This window comes from Paenibacillus sp. 01T422, from assembly GCF_056398785.1.
Genome location: NZ_JBFTQB010000020.1, coordinates 1 through 20382 on the forward strand (window position 1 = coordinate 1; position 20382 = coordinate 20382).

14 protein-coding genes and 1 pseudogene are annotated in these 20382 nt (G+C 47.7%); 12 read left to right on the top strand and 3 right to left on the bottom strand.

The window, feature by feature from the left end; translation table 11 throughout:
- Window positions 1-1113 precede the first annotated feature (1113 nt).
- The 6 genes and pseudogenes from AC1DUA_RS02285 to AC1DUA_RS02310 all read left to right on the top strand — a co-directional run.
- Window positions 1114-3396, top strand: a pseudogene (locus AC1DUA_RS02285) (rhamnogalacturonan lyase); the annotation flags it as partial.
- A gap of 642 nt (window positions 3397-4038) precedes the next feature.
- Window positions 4039-4242: a dockerin type I domain-containing protein gene (locus AC1DUA_RS02290; protein WP_477498200.1), complete on the top strand. Its 204-nt coding sequence runs from the start codon at window positions 4039-4041 to the stop codon at window positions 4240-4242.
- 91 nt (window positions 4243-4333) lie between these two features.
- Entirely contained in the window at window positions 4334-5383 is a 1050-nt protein-coding gene (locus AC1DUA_RS02295; protein ID WP_477498187.1) for an S-layer homology domain-containing protein, read from the top strand.
- Window positions 5384-5402: 19 nt separating this feature from the next.
- Window positions 5403-9113: a rhamnogalacturonan lyase family protein gene (locus tag AC1DUA_RS02300; RefSeq protein ID WP_477498188.1), complete on the top strand. Its 3711-nt coding sequence runs from the start codon at window positions 5403-5405 to the stop codon at window positions 9111-9113.
- A 186-nt stretch (window positions 9114-9299) separates the two neighbouring features.
- On the top strand, window positions 9300-10751 hold the full coding sequence (gene katA / locus AC1DUA_RS02305) for a catalase KatA (protein WP_477498189.1): 1452 nt from the start codon (window positions 9300-9302) through the stop codon (window positions 10749-10751).
- A gap of 103 nt (window positions 10752-10854) precedes the next feature.
- Complete coding sequence (locus AC1DUA_RS02310; protein ID WP_477498190.1) at window positions 10855-11346, top strand: hypothetical protein; 492 nt, start codon at window positions 10855-10857, stop codon at window positions 11344-11346.
- A 9-nt stretch (window positions 11347-11355) separates the two neighbouring features.
- On the opposite strand, the gene AC1DUA_RS02315 is transcribed toward AC1DUA_RS02310, so the two are convergent.
- Both AC1DUA_RS02315 and AC1DUA_RS02320 read right to left on the bottom strand, forming a co-directional pair.
- The gene (locus AC1DUA_RS02315; protein ID WP_477498191.1) at window positions 11356-11571 is read right to left on the bottom strand and encodes a hypothetical protein; all 216 of its coding nucleotides are present in this window, start codon (window positions 11569-11571) and stop codon (window positions 11356-11358) included.
- Window positions 11572-11582: 11 nt separating this feature from the next.
- Window positions 11583-12794, bottom strand: a complete 1212-nt coding sequence (locus AC1DUA_RS02320) for a threonine synthase (protein ID WP_477498192.1) — start codon at window positions 12792-12794, stop codon at window positions 11583-11585.
- 272 nt (window positions 12795-13066) lie between these two features.
- Here AC1DUA_RS02320 and AC1DUA_RS02325 point away from each other — a divergent pair, with 272 nt between their 5' ends.
- Window positions 13067-13975, top strand: a complete 909-nt coding sequence (locus AC1DUA_RS02325; protein ID WP_477498193.1) for a DMT family transporter — start codon at window positions 13067-13069, stop codon at window positions 13973-13975.
- A 350-nt stretch (window positions 13976-14325) separates the two neighbouring features.
- On the opposite strand, the gene AC1DUA_RS02330 is transcribed toward AC1DUA_RS02325, so the two are convergent.
- Window positions 14326-14694: a hypothetical protein gene (locus tag AC1DUA_RS02330; protein WP_477498194.1), complete on the bottom strand. Its 369-nt coding sequence runs from the start codon at window positions 14692-14694 to the stop codon at window positions 14326-14328.
- Between the two features lie 241 nt (window positions 14695-14935).
- On the opposite strand from AC1DUA_RS02330, the gene AC1DUA_RS02335 reads away from it, so the two are divergent.
- The 5 genes from AC1DUA_RS02335 to AC1DUA_RS02355 all read left to right on the top strand — a co-directional run bounded on the left by AC1DUA_RS02335 (window position 14936) and on the right by AC1DUA_RS02355 (window position 19529).
- Window positions 14936-15577 (top strand): chromate transporter, encoded by a 642-nt coding sequence (locus tag AC1DUA_RS02335; RefSeq protein WP_477498195.1) that lies wholly within the window; start codon window positions 14936-14938, stop codon window positions 15575-15577.
- 16 nt (window positions 15578-15593) lie between these two features.
- Window positions 15594-16136, top strand: coding sequence for a chromate transporter (locus AC1DUA_RS02340; protein WP_477498196.1), 543 nt, complete (start codon window positions 15594-15596; stop codon window positions 16134-16136).
- Between the two features lie 238 nt (window positions 16137-16374).
- The gene (ppsR, locus tag AC1DUA_RS02345; RefSeq protein WP_477498197.1) at window positions 16375-17622 is read left to right on the top strand and encodes a pyruvate, phosphate dikinase/phosphoenolpyruvate synthase regulator; all 1248 of its coding nucleotides are present in this window, start codon (window positions 16375-16377) and stop codon (window positions 17620-17622) included.
- 42 nt (window positions 17623-17664) lie between these two features.
- A complete protein-coding gene (glpX, locus tag AC1DUA_RS02350) occupies window positions 17665-18627 on the top strand; it encodes a class II fructose-bisphosphatase (RefSeq protein ID WP_477498198.1) in 963 nt (320 codons plus the stop codon).
- Window positions 18628-18845: 218 nt separating this feature from the next.
- Entirely contained in the window at window positions 18846-19529 is a 684-nt protein-coding gene (locus AC1DUA_RS02355) for a hypothetical protein (RefSeq protein ID WP_477498199.1), read from the top strand.
- The last annotated feature ends 853 nt before the right edge of the window (window positions 19530-20382 follow it).

Here is a 20382-nt window from a genome sequence, read left to right on the forward strand (position 1 = left end):
AGCGAGGACTCCGCTAAGGCTCCAGTTAAAGGAACTATTCTAGCCGCATAGAGTCCTCTATTCGGAGGAAATCGAGCTATTTCCTCTTTGAGCGGAACTGTGGRGTCTTATTTGGCCGTCGAGGCACGATTATCGTGCAAAGTGGACCAAATAGTGGCCGGTAGTTCCACTTGCAGAGGGAACTTGTCTGTTTTGAGGGGAATAGCGTCCTCTAGTTCCCCGTGAATGAGCCACCTAGTCTCTTACGTCGGCAGAAACAAATAAAAAGCCTGACAAGTCAATCTGTCAGTCTCAGTATTAGCTACTTTACCAATCCCACACATTCTCATCAACCAATTCACCCTGCAGCTAACTTCCACCTCACCCGCCAGGAACAAATTACAAAAACCTAGCGAGGACTCCGCTAAGGCTCCAGTTAAAGGAACTATTCTAGCCGCATAGAGTCCTCTATTCGGAGGAAATCGAGCGATTTCCTCTTTGAGCGGAACTGTGGGGTCTTATTTGACCGCCGGGGCACGATTATCGTGCAAGGTGGGCAAAATAGCGGCCCGTAGTTCCACTTGCAGAGGGAATCGGCCCTTTTGAGGGGAATAGCGTCCTCTAGTTCCCCATGAATGAGCCGCCAGTCTCTTGCGTCGGCAGAAGCAAATAAAGAGCAGCCCGTCCCCGTCATTTTCGGAATATAACTGTTTCTTGAACAAAAATAACGGTTTTTTATTTGGTAAATAAAAAATACACAATGTATCATTTGAGAGGTAGTGAGAAACATGGACGAAGCATCATCAAGCTCGTTATTTACGACGAAAGGAGGCCGAGAATAACCAAAAAGATCTATTCCATGATGTAATTGTAGGGGATAAGTGGGGATGAGTTGGATGCGCTTTCAAGGAACGTCACAAAAAAAGTTGAAATAATGAATGTTTATATCTACATAACCTTCAGTTACGGCATATATTGACTTTACGCCGAAAGTCCTGGGTCGAAGTATTCCTTTAGTCGTAACGACTCACATCTTTCGACAAAAGCTGATAAAAAGAAACATATTGTATCGTGAAATATATCATTTTCTGATAAAATCGCGACATATCTCCCATAAGGAAGGTGACAAAAAGCATGGCGAACAATAAATTCAGCTTCACCAAGAAAGCGCTTACTATAACAGCTGGCTGCATGGTGATGTTCAGCAGCATGGTCGGAACAGCAGCAGCCAATGAACAATCAAGCAATCAGGGGACGACGTCAGGCGTCCAATTGGAATATTTGGATCGTGGCTTGGCGGCCGTTGTCAAAGGAAATGGTGTGTTTCTCAGTTGGAGGCTGCTTGGCAATGAGGTAACAGGTTACTCCAGCACGGGATTAACGGGGACAAACTTTAATTTGTATAGAGATGGTGCGAAGATTGCCACGATCAGCGATAGTACGAATTATTTGGATAACACAGGAACAGCTTCATCGCACTATTACGTAGCTGCGGTCGCTAATGGAAATGAAGTGGATAAAAGCGCCACTGTTACACCATGGGGCAGCGGTTACTACGATTTGCCATTGAAAAAGCCAGCAGATGGCGTGACGCCAAAAGGCGAAGCCTACACCTACAAAGCAAATGACATGAGTGTTGGCGATGTTGATGGAGATGGCCAATACGAATATTTCGTCAAATGGGACCCGTCCAATTCCAAAGACGTCTCTCAAAAAGGGTATACAGGCAACGTATATGTAGATTGCTACAAGTTTGACGGGACGTTATTGTACCGAATTGATCTTGGGGTCAATATTCGAGCTGGCGCACATTATACGCAATTCATGGTCTATGATTTCGATGGTGACGGAAAGTCAGAGATGATGTTCAAAACAGCGCCAGGTACGAAGGTGACCAAGTACGATGCTCAAGGAAATGTGACATCCACGAATTACATCACGATGCCGGGCGAAGATATTGCCAAAGGTTACTCCAATACGGACGATTACCGGTTGAGTGCTGAAGGCTACTACGATCATGTGGTGAACATGTTCATGAATTGGGATAAGCATCCAGAGGTGCTTAACGGTTCATGGCCCAAAACCTTGGAAGAATGCTTCGGCATCGCCAAAAAGTACTCTTATCCGCTTTCTGAAGGGGATGCCAAGCTTTTAGCCGATTATTTTATTGACGTGTATGCCCCAAGTCGTAGCACAAATAACAAATTACGCGAATTTGAAGGATTTGTTGTAGATGGTCCAGAGTATTTATCGGTGTTTGAAGGTGCGTCAGGCAAAGAAATGGAGACCATCCAATACAAGCCATGGCGTGAAGATGACGGACTGATGTGGGGGGATTACGCGCTCGGAAGAATCGAGCCAGCCAACCGAGTGGACCGATTCTTAGCCGGTGTGTCCTATCTGGATGGTCAGAACCCCTATGCGATCATTGCCAGAGGTTACTATACGAGAAGTACCATCGTGTCGTACCGCTGGAATGGTAAACATTTGGAGGAGTACTGGTTCGTAGACAGCGGATGGGTGAAAATGACGAATCCGTTCAATGATACCCCTCACGGTAGAGAGGGCTCCAATCCTGCTTATGCAACACTAACAACGCAGGGAGCTCACTCCTTGACAAGCGCTGATGTGGACGGGGACGGCAAGCAAGAGATTGTATACGGTTCCTCGACGATTGATCATGACGGCAAATTGTTGTACAGCTCCGGAGATACGATTGCTTCAGGACCGAATGCAGGGAACTATGCGCTGCTCGGCCATGGAGATGCGCTTCACGTCACTGACATTAACCCTGATCGCCCTGGCTTAGAGATTTTCATGGTTCACGAAGGTGCGACAGGTGTACCTTACGGTTACTCTTTCCGTGATGCCAAGACAGGGGAAACTATCTATGGCGCATACACAGGGAAAGACACAGGCCGTGGCATGATCGGCGACGTAGATACAACCAAAAGAGGTATCGAAACGTGGGCTACTGCCCTTCGAATGGCTGATGGCACAACATTAGGAACTTCCATGCCAGGCACAAACATGAGCATCAAATGGGCTGGCAACATGACAACGCAAATTGTGAATGGTGCAGAAGGCTCAACGCCAACGATTGATGTTTGGGGTGGGGCTAGAGCACTGACGGCGACAGGCACGACGACAAATAACTCCACGAAAGGGAACCCATCCCTTGTTGCTGATATTTTTGGCGATTGGCGTGAGGAGTTACTCGTTCGTAAGACAGACAGTTCAGCAATTCGAATTTATATGAGCACGGATGTAACGAATCATAAAATCTACACGTTAATGCATGATCCACAATACCGTGCTGAGATTGCAAGACAGAATACAGCATATAATCAGCCAGCGTATACGAGCTTTTATTTTGCCTCAGATACAGATTGGTCCAAGGTTCCGATTCCTAACTTGAAGCCGTTTACATCTGGCGCTTCCTTAAGCGGGCCTGATACTGTCACGCCAGGGCAATCTTTCAATGTTACTTACGGCCTGGAACATGTTTCCACGGAAGTAGTGGCAGAGGATATCACCATAGATGTGGATACATCCAAGTTGGATATTAACAATACGCCTCCTGTTTCGTTGGATGAAGACACTTTCAAAGTCGTTGATTACAAATTAACACCTGGCAAGCTTCGCATTCTTGGCGTTCATTTCGGTGACAAACAAGCGCGTCCGAACGGTCCGCTTTTCTCCATCGGCTTGACGGCCAAATCCTCCGTGCAATCCGGCGTAGGAACTGCAGCTGTTTCAGCACTAACAGTTGCTAACGGTGAAGGCACTGAGCAGCAGTTGCAGGGCGGTTCGTACGCTGTGCAAATTGGCTCCGGAGACAAAACACAGTTGAATGCTCTAATTGCTGAAGCACAAGGAGTCATTAGCAGCGCTGTTGAAGGCGGCCATGTTGGAGAGTATCCTTCCGGCTCCAAAGCGATTCTGCAAGCTGCTATTGATAAAGCGATTCTGGCAGCGAATGATCCGACTATTGGTCAAGAGCTTATTAATCAAGCGATTGCTGAGCTTACAGTCAAACTTCAAACTTTCCGTCAATCCGTGGTTACGAAGGTTGTTGGTGACTATACGAATGATGGCAAAACAAGTATTGGCGACTTGGCGCTTATGGTTAAAGCGTACGGTAAAACGGATGCCAGCCCAGATTGGAATGAATGGAAACAATTTGATATCAATAACGATAGAGTGATTGATATCGTCGATCTTTCCGCACTTGCTCAGCTGATTATTAATGAGGACTTTTAAGCTGGATTTTAGTTAACTTAACGGGTGGGAAGGCAGCAAGTATGCTGCTTTCCTCCCCGTATCCATTCACATCACAGAGAGGACGGAGGCTATGTTGAACAAGAGAGGGTTGTTATTCGTTTTATGCTTACTTCTGTGCATCGCATTTATTCCGGTACAAGCCATGGCGGCTGAGTCTGCCAGCTATTCCATATCAGTTACGAGTAATCAAATCCAAGAAACCCAAGTCGGGAGTCAAGTGAGAGTTGTTGTAAAAGGCACGCATGTGACAGACCTTTATGGCTACGAAATTCGATTGTCTTATGATACGGAGCATTTGCGTTTTATAAAAGGAACGAGTCCGATGAACGGATTTTCTGTTCCAGCAATCGTGAAAGAGGGGCTAGTTGTTTTTGCCCATACCAAAGTTGGAAAATTACCGGGGGATTCAGGGGATGTGGAACTTGCTTCCTTTACGTTTGAGAATTTGTCTGAGGGTCAAGCCGAGGTCAAGCTTATTCAGGTCAAAGAAGTGACGAGCGCGATGCAAGCAGCAACGATCACTTCCGACTCCAAGCTTGCGATGGCTATTACGCCTAAGATGGGAACTATGATTACATTTAGTGATATGGCCAATCATTGGGCACAAAAAGCAGTCGAGAGAGCGGCATCACTTGGTTTTGTAAACGGTTACGATGACGGGACGTTCCAACCGGACGGCAAGGTAACGCGAGCGGAGTTCACTGCTATGCTGGTACGAGCAATTTCACTTACTAGCAAGGACGCGCAGAATATGCAATTCTCCGATATCGCCGATATCCCGCAATGGGCCAAAGCTTATGTTTTTGAAGCAGCATCGGCAGGTGTAGTAACAGGCTACGAGGATCACTCTTTTGGAGCAGATCGCCTCATTTCACGTGCTGAAATGGCGGTTATGGTCGCACGGGCAATCGGTCTGGAGACAAACTCCGATGGGGCGGTTTCCTTCGCTGATGAAGATCAGATTCCGGCTTGGGCGCTGCAAGAAATCAAAGCTTCACGAAAAGCGGGACTGATTCAAGGCAGAGACAATAACAGTTTTGTGCCTGGTGACAATGCAACACGAGCTGAAGCGGCTGTATTAATTCTCGCAGCTTACGATAATTTCCAATCGGCCAAATGAAAGGTAGATGAACGCGAAAATGAAAATGAGAAAACTTCCGCTTTTTTTAAGCGCAACGATGGCGTTTGCCGTATTTTCAGGCTCAACACTGCTTCCTAAGGCGGGTTTGGCTGCGCAGCAAGCCTACCTTTTTGACTTCGGAACAGCGACAAGTCCTGTGGCTCCCGGTTTTACACGAGTTTCTGAATCCACGTTGTACAGCAGTGCTACTGGATTTGGTCTAAGCAAAACAATAGCGAGCCGAGACCGTGGGGCTAATTACAGCGATACTTTAAGAGATTTTGTTATTGATAAAAGCTTCTCTTTTAAAGTGGATATGGAAAATGGGGATTATTTCGTAAAAGTTTCCGCAGGCGATGGAACGGCAAGCAATAAGACGGCTGTTACGATTGAGGGAATAAATCGAGGCGCTACGAATACAGCCAGCGGCAGTTTTCAGGATATCACCGCTGTTGTTACTGTCGCAGACGGGCAGATGAATGTAGACATTGGCGGCAATGACGGCCGTGTCAATGCTATCGAAATTACGCCAGCCGTAGTCATGAGCGGTGTCAAGGTTGACAGTGTGAGCGTCGCGCCATCTCCAAGTGTGCAGCTAAGCTGGAATGCCGCACAGGGCGTGAGTGAATACAGCATTTACAGGAAAACAGAAGGTCAAGCTGATTATGCCAAAATCGGAACAACGAGCGCAGCCGTGTATTCAGACAGCGCAGTCGAGCTTGGTTTAACTTACACGTATGCAGTTACGAACACGACCGGTGGTTATGAATCACCGAAAAGCGACCCGCTGACGGTAACCGTCGCAGATGGAACAGGCCAAAAGCCAGCTGTTCCCGCTCATTTTCAAATCGCTAATGCAACAGAAAGTTCAGTTAGCTTAGACTGGGACTCCGTTTCCGGAGCTGTATACTACTATGTTTACAGATCGGCAAGCGAAGCGGGAGGTTATACTAAAATTGCTGGATCGTCGGATTCCTCGTATGTTGATCAAACCGTGACAACGAATGTTCCTTATTATTACAAAATTGCGGCGGTTAATTCGGCGGGACTATCCGATCTCACGGCATCAGTCGTATCACCGATCAAAAAAGTTTTCCAACGACAAATGGAACGTCTAGAACGAGGCACTACCGCAATTAAAGTGAGCAATGGTGTATATGTTGGATGGAGATTGCTTGGCACAGAGCCAAGCAGCATCTCATTTAATCTGTATCGGGACGGCCAGAAGATTAACAGCTCCCCGATCACCTCAAGCACCAACTTCCTTGATACGGAAGGTACGCTGCAATCGACCTATACGGTTCGAGYACTGCTCAGTGGAATTGAACAAACGGCTTCGGACAGCACGTCTGTCATGGAAACGAATCATTTGGATATTCCTTTAAATAGACCTACAGGGGGTACTACTCCGGATGGGGTCGCCTATGTATACAATGCGAATGATGTCAGCGTTGGTGATTTGGATGGCGATGGACAATACGAATATGTCGTGAAATGGGACCCTTCCAATTCCAAGGACAACTCGCAGTCTGGTTACACAGGCAATGTCTTTATTGATGCGTATGAGCTTGACGGCACACAATTATGGCGGATTGATTTGGGTAAAAATATCCGGGCTGGAGCTCACTACACGCAGTTCATGGTGTATGATCTGGATGGAGACGGCAAGGCGGAAATCGCAATGAAGACGGCAGACGGAACCATCGATGGAGCTGGCGCCGTGCTTGGGAACGGGGCAGCGGATTATCGTAATTCATCCGGTTACATTTTAACCGGTCCTGAATATTTGAGCATTTTTGAAGGTGCTACAGGTAAAACGCTTACGAATACTTCCTACGAACCTCCAAGGGGAACAGTTGGGAACTGGGGAGATACGTACGGAAACCGGGTTGACCGTTTTCTGGCAGCTATTGCTTATCTGGATGGCGAGCACCCGAGTCTGATTATGGCACGTGGCTACTACACAAGAACAGTTCTTGTCGCGTATAACTGGAAAGACGGACAGTTAACTAAGGCGTGGACGTTTGATTCAAACACGCCTGGAAACGGCAGCTACGCAGGTCAAGGAAATCATAACCTAAGCGTTGCTGACGTTGACGGAGACGGCAAAGATGAAATTGTGTATGGTGCAATGGCGGTTGACAATGACGGTACAGGACTTTATACAACGGGCTTGGGACATGGAGATGCCATGCATTTAAGTGACTTGGACCCGGATCGTCCAGGCTACGAGGTTTTTCAGGTTCATGAGGAAAAGCCGAGCCGTGCAGGCTTGGAATTCCGCGATGCGAAAACAGGCGAGCTGATTTGGGGCAAACCTACGACCTATGATGTAGGCCGTGGCATGTCCGCCGATATCGACCCTCGGTACAAAGGTGCTGAATCTTGGGCTATTGATGCGGGAGGCTGGAACAGCACCTCCGGGGGCATGTACGACGTGAAGGGCAATGAGATTTCCACGCATATTCCGCCTGCGAACTTCGCGATTTGGTGGGATGGAGATCTCCAGCGAGAGCTGCTCGATCATACCTTCAACGATACGACGCAGACAGGTGTAGGTAACATTTTGAAATGGGATTATGAGAATTCGCAAGTAAAGACGCTGCTTTCAGCCGAAGGGACTTTCTCTAACAATGGGACAAAAGGGAACCCAGCCCTGCAAGCCGATCTATTCGGTGATTGGCGTGAAGAAGCGATGTGGCGGCTTGAAGACAGCAGTGCGCTGCGCATATATATGACAACCGATGTAACAGATCATCGCTTCTATACCCTTATGCATGATCCTGTCTACCGATTAGGTGTAGCCCGTGAAAATACTGGCTACAACCAGCCGCCTCATGTGAGTTATTACCTCGGTGGAGGAATGACCCAGCCGCCAATGCCGAATATTACGGTGCCTGCGGGTGAACCACAAGAGCCTGGTATTACTTTAAGTGGTGGAAGCACGTTAAAACCCGGAGAGACGCTCTCGCTTACCTACGGGCTGAATGGCATTACGGAACCCATTATCGCGCAAAATGTGAGCTTTACCTATGATCCGGCTTACTTCGAATATGTGTCTGCCAAAGGCTTGCAAGATGGGGTAAGTGTTGTAGGCAGTGTTTACAACACACCTGGCAAGGTGCAAATCATCTTGGTTAGTTTGGGCACTGATTACGGTGTGACGGGCAATAGCAATCTGCTGTCGCTTCAGCTCAGAGCCAAATCAGTGAGCAGCACGGTTGCCACCAACGTCTATAGCACTGCACAGGTCGCTAATGCAGATGGTGTGGAAACTACCTTCGCAGGTGTGGAGAAATTAATTACGATTCGCTATGCCGACTTGTCCGCGTTGAATGCTCTTATTAGTACGGCGGAGTCGACATATGCACAGGCGGTAGAAGGTATCAGTCAAGGAGAATACCCAGCTGGCTCGAAAGCGGTGCTTCTGGCTGCAATTATGAAGGCCAAAGCGGTTCAGGCGAATACGAATGTCACGCAAGCTGAAATTACGCAAGCAGTTGCTGAGTTGAATGCCGCATTGTCAGCCTTCCAAGCTTCTGTGAACACAAGTCATGGCTATGATGTTAATAATTCCGGTCAAGTGAGCGTCGGCGACTTAGCCTTCATTGCAGCTCATTATGGAGAAACGAGCACGGATCCTAACTGGAATAGCAAAGCGGATGTCCATCCGGATGGTGTCATTGATATTCAGGATTTGAGTGAAGTTGCCAGCTACATTTTAAAATAATAAGGGTTAATGAGAAGAGCCTGGCGGAGATCTGTGATCTCTCTGCTAGGCTTTTCTTTTTCATAACAAGACAGGTTCCCGAATACATATGAAATAGGCAAAAGAAGGTTGTCACACCCATATCCTGTCAGCGATGAGAGCGCTTAGACGGGAGCTTCACAATTATACTTAAGAGGTGATTGAGCAATGAGCACGGAAAAAAATAAACTGACAACGAGCTGGGGAGCTCCTGTTGGGGATAACCAAAACTCCATAACCGCTGGGGCGAGAGGCCCTACATTGATCCAGGATGTCCACCTGCTAGAGAAGTTGGCGCACTTTAACCGGGAAAGAGTGCCGGAGCGGGTCGTTCACGCCAAAGGGGCAGGGGCGCACGGTTATTTGGAAGTTACGCAGGATTTAACACAGTATACGAAAGCAAGTCTTTTTGCGGAGGTTGGTAAAAGGACGCCGTTGTTTGTGCGCTTTTCGACGGTTGCGGGTGAAAATGGCTCCTCGGACACCGTACGTGATCCGCGCKGATTCGCCGTTAAATTCTACACGGATGAGGGCAATTATGATCTTGTAGGAAATAATACCCCGGTGTTTTTCATCCGCGATGCGATTAAGTTTCCAGATTTCATTCATACGCAAAAACGCCACCCGCAAACGCATCTGAAAAACCCGAATGCCGTATGGGATTTCTGGTCATTATCACCGGAGTCGCTGCATCAAGTGACGATTCTGATGACGGATCGCGGCATCCCTGCGACACTGCGGCACATGCATGGCTTCGGCAGCCATACGTTCAAATGGGTGAATAGCGAAGGCGCCGGGGTCTGGGTGAAGTATCATTTTAAAACCGAGCAAGGTGTTCAAAATTTAGCGACTGATGTGGCAGCGCAGCTTGCGGCAGACAATCCGGATTATCATACGGAAGATTTGTTCAATGCGATTAAACAAGGTGATTTCCCGTCTTGGAAATTGTGTGTGCAGATCATGCCGCTTGAAGATGCGAACACGTATCGCTTTGACCCTTTTGATGTGACAAAAGTATGGTCGCAGAAGGATTATCCGTTAATTGAGGTAGGCCGCATGGTGCTGGATCGTAATCCGGAGAATTATTTTGCGGAGGTTGAGCAAGCGACTTTTTCGCCGGGGACATTAGTCCCAGGGATTGATGTTTCGCCGGACAAAATGCTGCAAGGCCGCCTGTTCGCCTACGGGGACGCGCATCGCTACCGGGTAGGGGCGAATCATCAGGCTTTGCCGATCAACCGGCCGCGCAGCGAAGTGAACACCTATCAGCGCGATGGACAAATGCGCGCGGATGACAACGGTGGAAGTTCGGTCTATTACGAGCCGAACAGCGTAGGTGGACCGAAGGAATCGCCAGAGAGCAAAATAGCGCCTTTTGAAGTATCAGGAGCAGCTGACAGCGTAGGGTATGATCATCATGATCACTATACGCAGCCTGGTGATTTGTACCGCCTTTTAAGTGAGGATGAGCGTTCGCGGCTTGTTCAGACGATTGTTGGCGCTATGAAGCCCGTGGAGTCGGATGAAATCAAGCTTAGACAGATCGCACATTTCTATAAGGCAGATCCCGAATATGGGATTCGTATCGCAGAGGGTCTAGGATTATCCGTACCCGAATAAGATGAGAAGAAAGAGACAGCAACCTTTTCGTAGCAAAAGGTTAGCTGTCTCTTTTTAATAACATATCATGTAGAGTGGTCAATAATCCGAAGAGGTGATCAAGGTGGGAACTCGTCTATTATCGGAGCAATTGGTGAAAAATCGTTTTCCGCATATGAAATATGTGCGAATTCATACGCCAGAAAAGCATAAAGCGACGATCTATGCCTGGAACGAAGATTTGATCTTATCGGAAAAGGATGCTGAGTGTCTGCAACGATATGCAAGCGGTTACTTATATCCATATGTTTGCTACCAAGTGAAAGCTTATAACTTGGTGCAAACGGATAAAGTTCCACCGCCGCAGGACATTCCAGAGGCGGTGGTTCAAACGGCAAAACGCAGGAATTTGAACCAGTATGGCATTATTGAAGCCATTCATCGGCTATTTCCTTGCGGTCATTTATCTTTTGTCAAATATGATGTTGCTGATAGTCTGATTTATTTCGATTTTCATGCTGATAGACGTCTTCAGAATCGGGAGAAGGAGGCCATGTACAAGTACTTACATGAAATTATTCCCTTGGGGTCCTATTGTGAAGTGACTTTTTATTAAATTGTTAGGTCAGTCTTCTTTTATGCGAAACTCGCTTTCTTCTCGCAAATAGCATATTTCACCTATCTGTACCTCAAAAGGCGTATATTTTCTGATTTTCCCTACCGTTAGAAAAACGGGGATATCATCCGCTGTGCACTGTATGACGACGACATTCACTTGTGCGAGCGCCGCCGCGAATAATTGCATGTCCGTTAGAAGCGTTTTGTTCAATTCGTTGTTCACTCATGGGTCCCCTATCTCGTGATCCGCTGCTCTGGCTGCAAGACAGGAACCTGTACGTTTACGGTATCCGGATATTTAATGCCTGCCCCTGTATTGAGCGCAATGACGCACTCATTTTCGGCGATCCAGCCGGATTGTTTCAGCTTCCTTGCGGCTGCGAACGTAGCCGCTCCCTCTGGGCACACGAATGCTCCTTCAAGCTCTGCGATTCGCTGTTGTTCTCGCAACAGCTCCTCGTCATGAATGGAAACCGCGCATCCGCCGGTCGCATAGATGGCTTCTAAGACTAAGAAATCGCCAAGCGCTTTTGGAACGTTGATTCCGAAGGCAACCGTCTTGGAGTCCTGCCAAAATTCCGAGGCTTTCTCCTGATTCTCCCACGCTTTGACGATAGGTGCGCAGCCTTCCGCTTGAACAGCGACTAAGCGCGGCAATTTCCCTTGTACCCAACCCAAGGTTTGCAGCTCCTGAAGTGCTTTATAAATACCGATCAATCCAACGCCGCCGCCAGTTGGGTACAAAATAACATCAGGCAGCTTCCAGCCCAGCTGTTCAGCGATTTCAAGCCCCATCGTCTTCTTGCCTTCGATGCGGTAGGGCTCTTTGAGTGTCGAAGCATCGTAGAGACCATAAGACTTCACGAGATCGGCGACAATGCGCCCGGCATCGCTGATTAGACCGTTAACCAGATACAGATTGGACCCGGAGATCGCACATTCATTACGAGTAATGAGAGGGGCATCTACGGGCATGATGACCGTTGATTTCATCTTAGCTCTGGCCGCATACAAAGCCCAAGCTGCGCCTGCATTGCCATTGGTTGGCATGGCGAGTTCTTTCACGCCCAGCTCTTTGGCTTTGGAAATTCCCACAGCAGCGCCCCTAGCTTTGAAAGAACCGGTAGGCAGCAAGCCTTCGTCTTTCATCAGCAGACCGGGGATTTGCATATCTGCGCCGATGCTTGGCATTGGAAGCAGTGGGGTGAAGCCTTCGCCAAGTGTGACAACATGCTCCGGATGTAGAACAGGTAGAAGCTCACGATAGCGCCAAAGCGTAGGTTCGCGGTCGCGAAGCTGTGAAGGATCCATGGATAGCGCCAAACGCTCCAAGTCATAGGCTACTAAAAGCGGTGAGCCGCATATGCACAACTGATGTCTGTCTTCGATCGTGAACGGAGTCGCGCATTTCGGGCAATAAAGGTGAGAAACAAAGCTATTTGGCATGACGGAAGTCTCCTAACATGTATTGAACCATTGGATAATTACTTAGCCATCGTAAAGGAAATGAATCCCACCTGTCAACGAATCCTGAGGATGCTGTTGCATTTGCACAAGGGAGATAGGGTCTAGTATGCAGAGTATACTATTGTGTTAATCAAAAATAGGCTTAAAATTGTGACAAGCCTTGCGAACTCATCACCCTGTCGATTCCGTCATATGTTATCATGTACAGGTAAGTAGCCAATATGATGAGTTATGAAGGAGCACGACTGAGCATGATACGACAATCCCCCTACATACTTTTATTGCTTGCCACTTGCATTTGGGGAGGCAATTTTGTGGCTGGCAAAGCGCTTGTGGAACATATCCCCCCAATTACGCTGGCTGCTTTACGCTGGGGCATTGCTTTTCTCCTGCTTCTACCTTTCTATGGCCAGCAAACTTGGCGGTTAAGGGCTGAATTTCTCCGGAATTGGAAAATGCTCTTGTTCTTATCAGCGACCGGTGTTGCCGGATTTAACACGTTGACTTACGTTGCGGTTCAATATACGGGTTCAATTAACGCTTCACTCATGAATTCCGCTACGCCGATTATTGTGGTGATCCTAACATGGCTGGTTATGCGAGAAAAATTGGCTTGGACGGCAATGCCGGGTATTCTGATTTCGATGGCCGGGGTGAGCTGGATCATTAGCCGAGGGAGCTTGTCAGCGCTGCTTCATCTCTCCTTTAATAAAGGGGACTTGCTGATGCTAACGGCAGTTCTTTGTTGGGCATTATATTCCGTTGGCATGAAAAAGGTAGCAGGGCGATTCCCATCCAGCCCCTTGCTGCTGGCACAGGTTATCGTCGCATTGTTCATGCTAATTCCGCTATCGTTAACCGAAGTAGCAGTGAAATCCCCACACATTGCATGGAATTCAGCCCTTATTTCTGGACTCATTTATATCGGATTATTCGCTTCGATCATAGCTTTCCTGAGCTGGAATCGAGCCATCGAAATCGTTGGTCCCCAGCGCTGTGCTGGATTTCTGAACTTCATCCCGATGTTCAGCGCGATATTTGCAACGGCATTTACAGGCGAATCGCTGAGAATGTATCACCTCTTGGGGGCGATACTTATCGTCGCCGGGGTCTATATCACGAATTATGCCATGAAGAAGCGGCRGACGAAAACAGCATAAAAAGAGCTTGCCGATGGATGTCGGCAGGCTCTTTTTTTATTTGGAGGTGCTAGCTGCTACCGTATAGCTGGAGGAACTAGAGTACGCTATTCCTCTGAAAAGGTGAGTTTTTCGAATCCAAGGGGAACTACGATCCGTTATTCGGCCACTTTTACCCATGAATCGTGGCATCGCGGCCGAATAACGTCCTAGAGTTCCGCTTCGAGAGGAAATAACTCGTTTTCCTCGGAATAGAGGATTCCAGTTCCCCTAGTAAAGCCTTAGCGGAATTCTCGCTAGTTTATTTAAAATTTGTTATTGGCAAGTATGGTGGAGGTGGACTGTATGATGAATTGCGTGATCGGGTCGATCTACTCTTTAAGTTCCTCCAGATGCCCATGGTTGCGGCGAATTATTTCGGCAGCTCCCGAATAATCTGCATTCGCTACTCTGCAAGAGAGCACATAATTAAGGGCTTGGGCATCACCGTCGCTTGCATAGCTGGAAGAGTTAGCGGCTGCGGTCGGAGGCACATCAACCATGGCAATGCTATTGTTCATGTTCGCCTCATTGACTAATCCGCCGCCTTCCATAATTGGAAGCAGCAGCCGTCCGCTGCCGTTATAACCACCCTCCAGTGGTCCAACCTCGAGCATTTCTGGGTCATATTTCATCAGCAATACTTTTGTACTTTCGGCTTGATTTTCCGTGTGAAAATAGGCTTGAATCATTCGGCTCATCCTTCATCATTCCTTTCGATTAGGTTGGGTGTTCTTATGTTAGGCTTACCCCAATTCATTTAAAAGTCGACCTTTATGCCAAAATAAATTAAACTTAGATTTTTAATCGGGATGATCGGGATTGAAATAATCGAACGTCCTGCATTATAAGGGGGGTTTAAGGAACGGATTAGTAAAAATGATTGGACATTCTACTCTCTTTAGTTCAAAATAGAATTAAGTGCAGGGGAGGTCAACCAACATGCCAATAAATAACTATCGTAAATTAATAAACATCTTCTGGACATTTCTGCGGATCAGCCCACTTACTTTTGGTGGCGGGTATGCCATGCTGCCTGCTATTCACAGAGAAGTCGTTGAGACGAATGGGTGGATGTCTGATGATGAAATGACAGAACTTCTTGCCATATCCGGAGCAGCTCCGGGCGGCGTAGGCGTGAATGTTTCAGCCTTGGTCGGTTATCATTTGGCGGGAATTCGAGGAGCCGTAGCAGCCGTCATCGGCATTACGCTTCCTACTTTTATAATTGCCATGATCCTTAGTATGGTTTACGCATTCCTCCAAAGTTATCCGAAAATGCAAGCAATCATGGACGGAATACATGCTGCCATTGTTGGACTGATCGCAGCAGCTGCCTACAAAATGGCAAAGTCATCCATTATCGATAAAATGACGCTTTTTGCAGCCGTGGCTACCGTGCTCGTCCTGCTTTTCCTCCCAATATCACCGATCTTAGTGATTGTCTTCGGCTTTGTGGCTGGGATTGCTGTCGTTTTCTTGAAGCAAAAATGGGGAATGAAAGATCCATTCGCGAGCAAAGAAACGAAATCGCAAGCGCCGATGAACCGGGCCGCAGATTATTTCATTGCTGACGGCATATGAGGGAAGGTGATGAAGCGTGTTATTAAGTTTATTTCTTACTTTCTTTAAGATTGGGTTTATCTCCTTCGGCGGCGGATACGCGATGATGCCGATCATCCAGCACGAGGTGAGCAAGAATCAATGGCTTACAGATGAAGCTTTTAACCAAGTTGTGTCTTTGGCTGGGTCAGGCCCAGGACCGATTGCTACGAATTGTGCTACACTAATTGGATTTCAGACGGCTGGTGTGATGGGTGCCATTGCGGCGACGTTAGGCATGGTGCTTCCATCTCTATTGTTGATCATCATATTAGCGGCATTTTTGTATAAATGGCATAATAATAAGTGGTTTAAATCTTCTTTTTACGGCTTGAAGCCCGTAGTCACTGGCTTGATTATTTTCGCGGCGATACACTTTGGAATGGCAGGCTGGGGCGAAGCGAAACTGCCGATTACTTGGCAGCAGATTGCTACGATTTTAATCTCAATTGGCGCTTTCGTGGGCATTGTCAAATATAAGCTGCATCCATTTATGATCATTGTAGGCGCAGGCATTATGGGCATCGTCTTTTTCCAATAGGCTGTACGAATAAGCTCTCTTTCATTCCTTCGGGGAAGTAGAAAGAGGGCTTTTTAACATATTTAATCGTGAACATAACGTGTCCAAAAATGATAAGAAATTATTTTATGTGCTATAAAACAATATTATTTTCCTTTTTTATGCTATATAATATACAATATATAATAAATAGAACACACTATATAGGTGGTTTTGAATTGTTTAGGAGGGAAACATCATCGAGCTGACATCCCGCCAGTTGGAAATTATTGATCTTGTGGGCAAGCATGCCCCGATTACGGGGGAACGTATCGCTGAGCTTTTAGGCATTAGCCGCCCTACGATCCGTTCGGATCTGGCTGTTTTGGTGATGCTGGGGCATATTGATGCCAAACCGAAAGTCGGTTATTTTCTTGGAAAAACAGCACTTGAGGTAAATTCACCATTTAAGCATGTTGAAGCGATGAAGGTCAAAGAAGTCATGGGCATTCCCGTTGTGCTCAGGGAGACGGTTACGGTCAGCGATGCTGTCGTGACACTTTTTCTCGAAAATGTAGGAAGTTTAATGATTGTCAATCAACAGGGGGCTTTAGTAGGAATTGTTTCACGAAAGGATCTGCTTAAGGTGACATTAGGTCAGTCCGCCGCTAACACAATGCCTGTTTCACTCGTTATGACCAGGCATCCGAACATTGTTACGGTGCACCCAGAGGACAGTGTATTAGATTTCGTTTGTTCGGATTCTGTAGGGGAAACGGCGAATACCGTCGTACAAGCAACAATTCGCCAATTTAATGCAAGCCAGGTGCAGGTCAAACGCTTCGGGTCGATCCGGACAGAAGATGAAGTGCGCTCCTTAGTGGAAGAAGCATCGAAAGTGAACGGTTTTATCGCCTACACGCTTGTTCTCCCTGAGCTTAGGGAGATGATGCGGCAGGAAGCTATTCGACTTAGCGTCAATGCAATTGACATTATGGGACCTATGATGCAGGCATTCATCGATACTTTCAAGGATTCGCCGAAGCGTAAAGTAGGTCTGCTCTACCAGATGGATGAGCAATATTATCAGCGGGTTGAAGCGGTTGAGTTCACTGTAAATTGTGATGATGGCAAAGATCCCAGCGCGATGAGACACGCCAATATTGTCCTCCTTGGGCCTTCCCGCACTTCCAAAACGCCGCTCAGCATTTATTTGGCTCATAAAGGGAATAAGGTGGCCAACTACCCGCTTGTTCCAGAGGTGAAGCCGCCCGCCATTATATATGAATTAGATCCTAAGAAACTAATTGGTTTAACGATGAATCCTGATCAACTGGTGCGCATTCGAACAGAACGCTTGAAGGCAGTAGGGCTCCCTTTTGGCGCTAAATATGCAACCGGGGAGCGGGTCAAAGAAGAGCTGGCTTTTGCATTGAAATTGTATCGTGAGCTAGGATGCCAAATCATCGATGTCAGTGAGAAGGCGATCGAGGAAACAGCAGGTCTTATTTTAGCTGACAGAACGTAAACGCACTAAACAATTCCAAAAGTAGAAAGGGTGAATGGATGTATGCAAAGAGATTTGTCACTGGAAATTGTTCGGGTTACAGAATATGCTGCTTTGGCGTCCGCTCGGTGGACTGGAAAAGGGAATAAACATAGCGCTGACGAAGCGGCTACATCTGCCATGCGTTCTATTTTTAGCTCCATTCCATTTCGGGGAACTGTTGTTATTGGAGAAGGAGAGATGGATGAAGCTCCGATGCTCTATATTGGCGAGCCTGTGGGCAGCGGTGCTGGTCCTGAATATGATGTGGCTGTAGATCCGCTAGAAGGTACGGACATTGTCGCAAGCGGCAGAAACAATGCACTTTCGGTGGTAGCCATTGCTGAGAAAGGGAATCTGCTGCATGCTCCAGATATGTATATGGAAAAGCTGGCAGTAGGACCGCGATTAGCCGGACATCTCCGGTTGGAGGATTCACTCGAAGTGACGGTACGCAAAGCCGCGGAACTGCTGCAAAAAGACGTAACCGAGCTAACCGTCTCGATCTTGGATCGCAAACGGCATGCCGACAAAATCTTAGTTCTCCGCACGCTGGGGGTCAAAATTCATTTGCTCAGCGACGGCGATGTGGCGGGAGCTATGGCGACAGCTTTTCCCGAAACTGGCATCGATCTGCACRTGGGTTCGGGAGGCGCACCGGAAGGTGTGCTTGCCGCGGCAGCGCTGCGTTGTATGGGTGGCGAATTCCAGGGACGGCTTCTGCCGGAGAATGATGCCGAGATCGCGCGCTGCTTGGCTATGGGGATCAAGGATCCCTCCAAAGTGCTGGGCATGCGTGATCTCATCGGAGAATCCGATATTTACTTCGCCGCGACAGGCGTCACCTCTGGTGACTTCCTGAGCGGTGTGAAATATCAATTCGGTGGCTGCGCAGAAACTCACTCGGTCGTGATGAGAGCAGAAACGCAGACCGTGCGTTTCATACACTGCGTCCATCAGACGCAGGTGTATCTTGGGAGCGCCTAAAGGGTAAGGGAAGAGCGGGAAGACTAGGCAGACCGGGAAGACCAGGAAGACCAGGAAGACCAGGAAGACCAGGAAGACCAGGAAGACCAGGAAGACCATGTATGTCAACTTTCGTTGAGATGTATGGTCTTTTTGTTGTTCTTGCCATAAGTGTTCATGGGCCAAGTCCACTGTCGCATATACTTTAGTTGAATAATGATGCGAAAAGAGGGATAACCATGAGTAAGAATCCTATTGATTTCCTTTCTGTCGTCCGGAGCTGTATACCTCAAGAAGCTGAGATTGTACAGCTGCAGCAACAGGGGAATCCCGCGGCGATATTGTATGCGGACGTTGACGGTGACGGCTCTCCCGAAATCACGGCGATGTATAGATTTTTAGATAACCAGTACCTGTTCTCCATCAAGGACTATTCCGGTAACTGGTTTCCTATTGCATCAGCGGCCACGGGAGGAATTAGGGGAGTAACGGATTTTGCGGCAGCGCCTGTTTCACGCAAAGAAGGCTGGGATGTGATTATCGGCTGGCAGCAGGCCGGCGGGGGCACGGATGCGGGCTCTGAGCTTGATATCATCCAATGGACGTCTAGCGGCTTTCAGCGGATGATCCCCCCGGGGACTACGTACAATCACTTGGAGATTGAGGATATGCCCACTAGGGATGGGAGAGACGGTTTGTGCGAACTCGCGCTTTGGGTGAAAGAGCAGAATCAAGCATACCAAGTGCAGACGTATCGCTGGGACCCGTATCGACTAGTACCGACACAGGACGTTCATCCCTATTATTTTCAGCGTGTCAGCCGCTACTATGAGGACTTAGTGCGTGATCATCCGGATGAGCCGGCTTACCGGAGTCTTCTGGAGGATGCCAAGAAGAAAGTAGGCGGTGAGGGAAGCGCGTAAGTGGGAGGACAGTGGAGGTAATTGATTAAGCGAGAAGATTGTGGAAGCAGGAGGATTAGCGGGGGAAATCGTGGAAGTAGCTGATTGAGTAGGAAAATTGTAGAAGTTGCAGAATAAACAAGAGAATAGAGGAAGCAACAGATTAAATAGGAGAATCGCGGAAGTTGTTGGTGAAGCAGAAAAACAGTGGGAGCAACTGATTAAGCGGGAGAATTGTAGAAGCAACAGATTAATTAAGCGAAGCAGCAGTAGGAGAATCGTAGAAGCAACAATTTAAGCAGGAAAATGGCAGAAAAAACTGATTAAGTAGGAAAATTACGGAAGTAGCAAAATAAGAGGCGGCTAGAATGCCTCCTTCTGTGGCGGGGTTGACTCAAAAGTAGAGCTATCTACTTGGGGGCAGCCCTCTTTGCATTTTGGTGCGGAATTGACGTAGGAGTGAATATGTAAATACCTTGGGCGTACTCGATCTGTGGTTTCACGCCTTTTTGCATTCGGAAATGATTGTAGTCATCTATAGCAACTTTTAACGGACCCAGCTGCCGTTATTCCACCATATTTGGCTGAATCTGAGGTGCTAACGGACTGAGGTGGCGTTATCTATGGATTTTGGCGCTGTTTTAGGCAGGTTCATGGCCAATAACGACTCTAGAGTCCGTTAGCTGCAAATMMTCTCGCAAAAGTAGCRAATAGAGTCATCTCAGTCCGTTAGCCGACAACATCWAATGCTTGCAAGAGAACACCGCCACCCCCAATAATAGCCAACTAGCTAAAGTGTCATTAATCCCATCAAAGCAAGTCGTCCGTYACCTCTCCCCATGCAGCTACTGTACTGTTACGGACYCAGCTGCCG

What these genes read in the sequence shown, in the direction of transcription:
- AC1DUA_RS02295 (WP_477498187.1), top strand. Translation starts at nt 4,334, where the DNA reads ATGTTGAACAAGAGAGGGTTGTTATTCGTTTTATGCTTACTTCTGTGC.
- AC1DUA_RS02320 (WP_477498192.1), bottom strand. Translation starts at nt 12,794, where the DNA reads ATGCCAAATAGCTTTGTTTCTCACCTTTATTGCCCGAAATGCGCGACT.
- AC1DUA_RS02330 (WP_477498194.1), bottom strand. Translation starts at nt 14,694, where the DNA reads ATGAGCCGAATGATTCAAGCCTATTTTCACACGGAAAATCAAGCCGAA.
- AC1DUA_RS02335 (WP_477498195.1), top strand. Translation starts at nt 14,936, where the DNA reads ATGCCAATAAATAACTATCGTAAATTAATAAACATCTTCTGGACATTT.
- AC1DUA_RS02355 (WP_477498199.1), top strand. Translation starts at nt 18,846, where the DNA reads ATGAGTAAGAATCCTATTGATTTCCTTTCTGTCGTCCGGAGCTGTATA.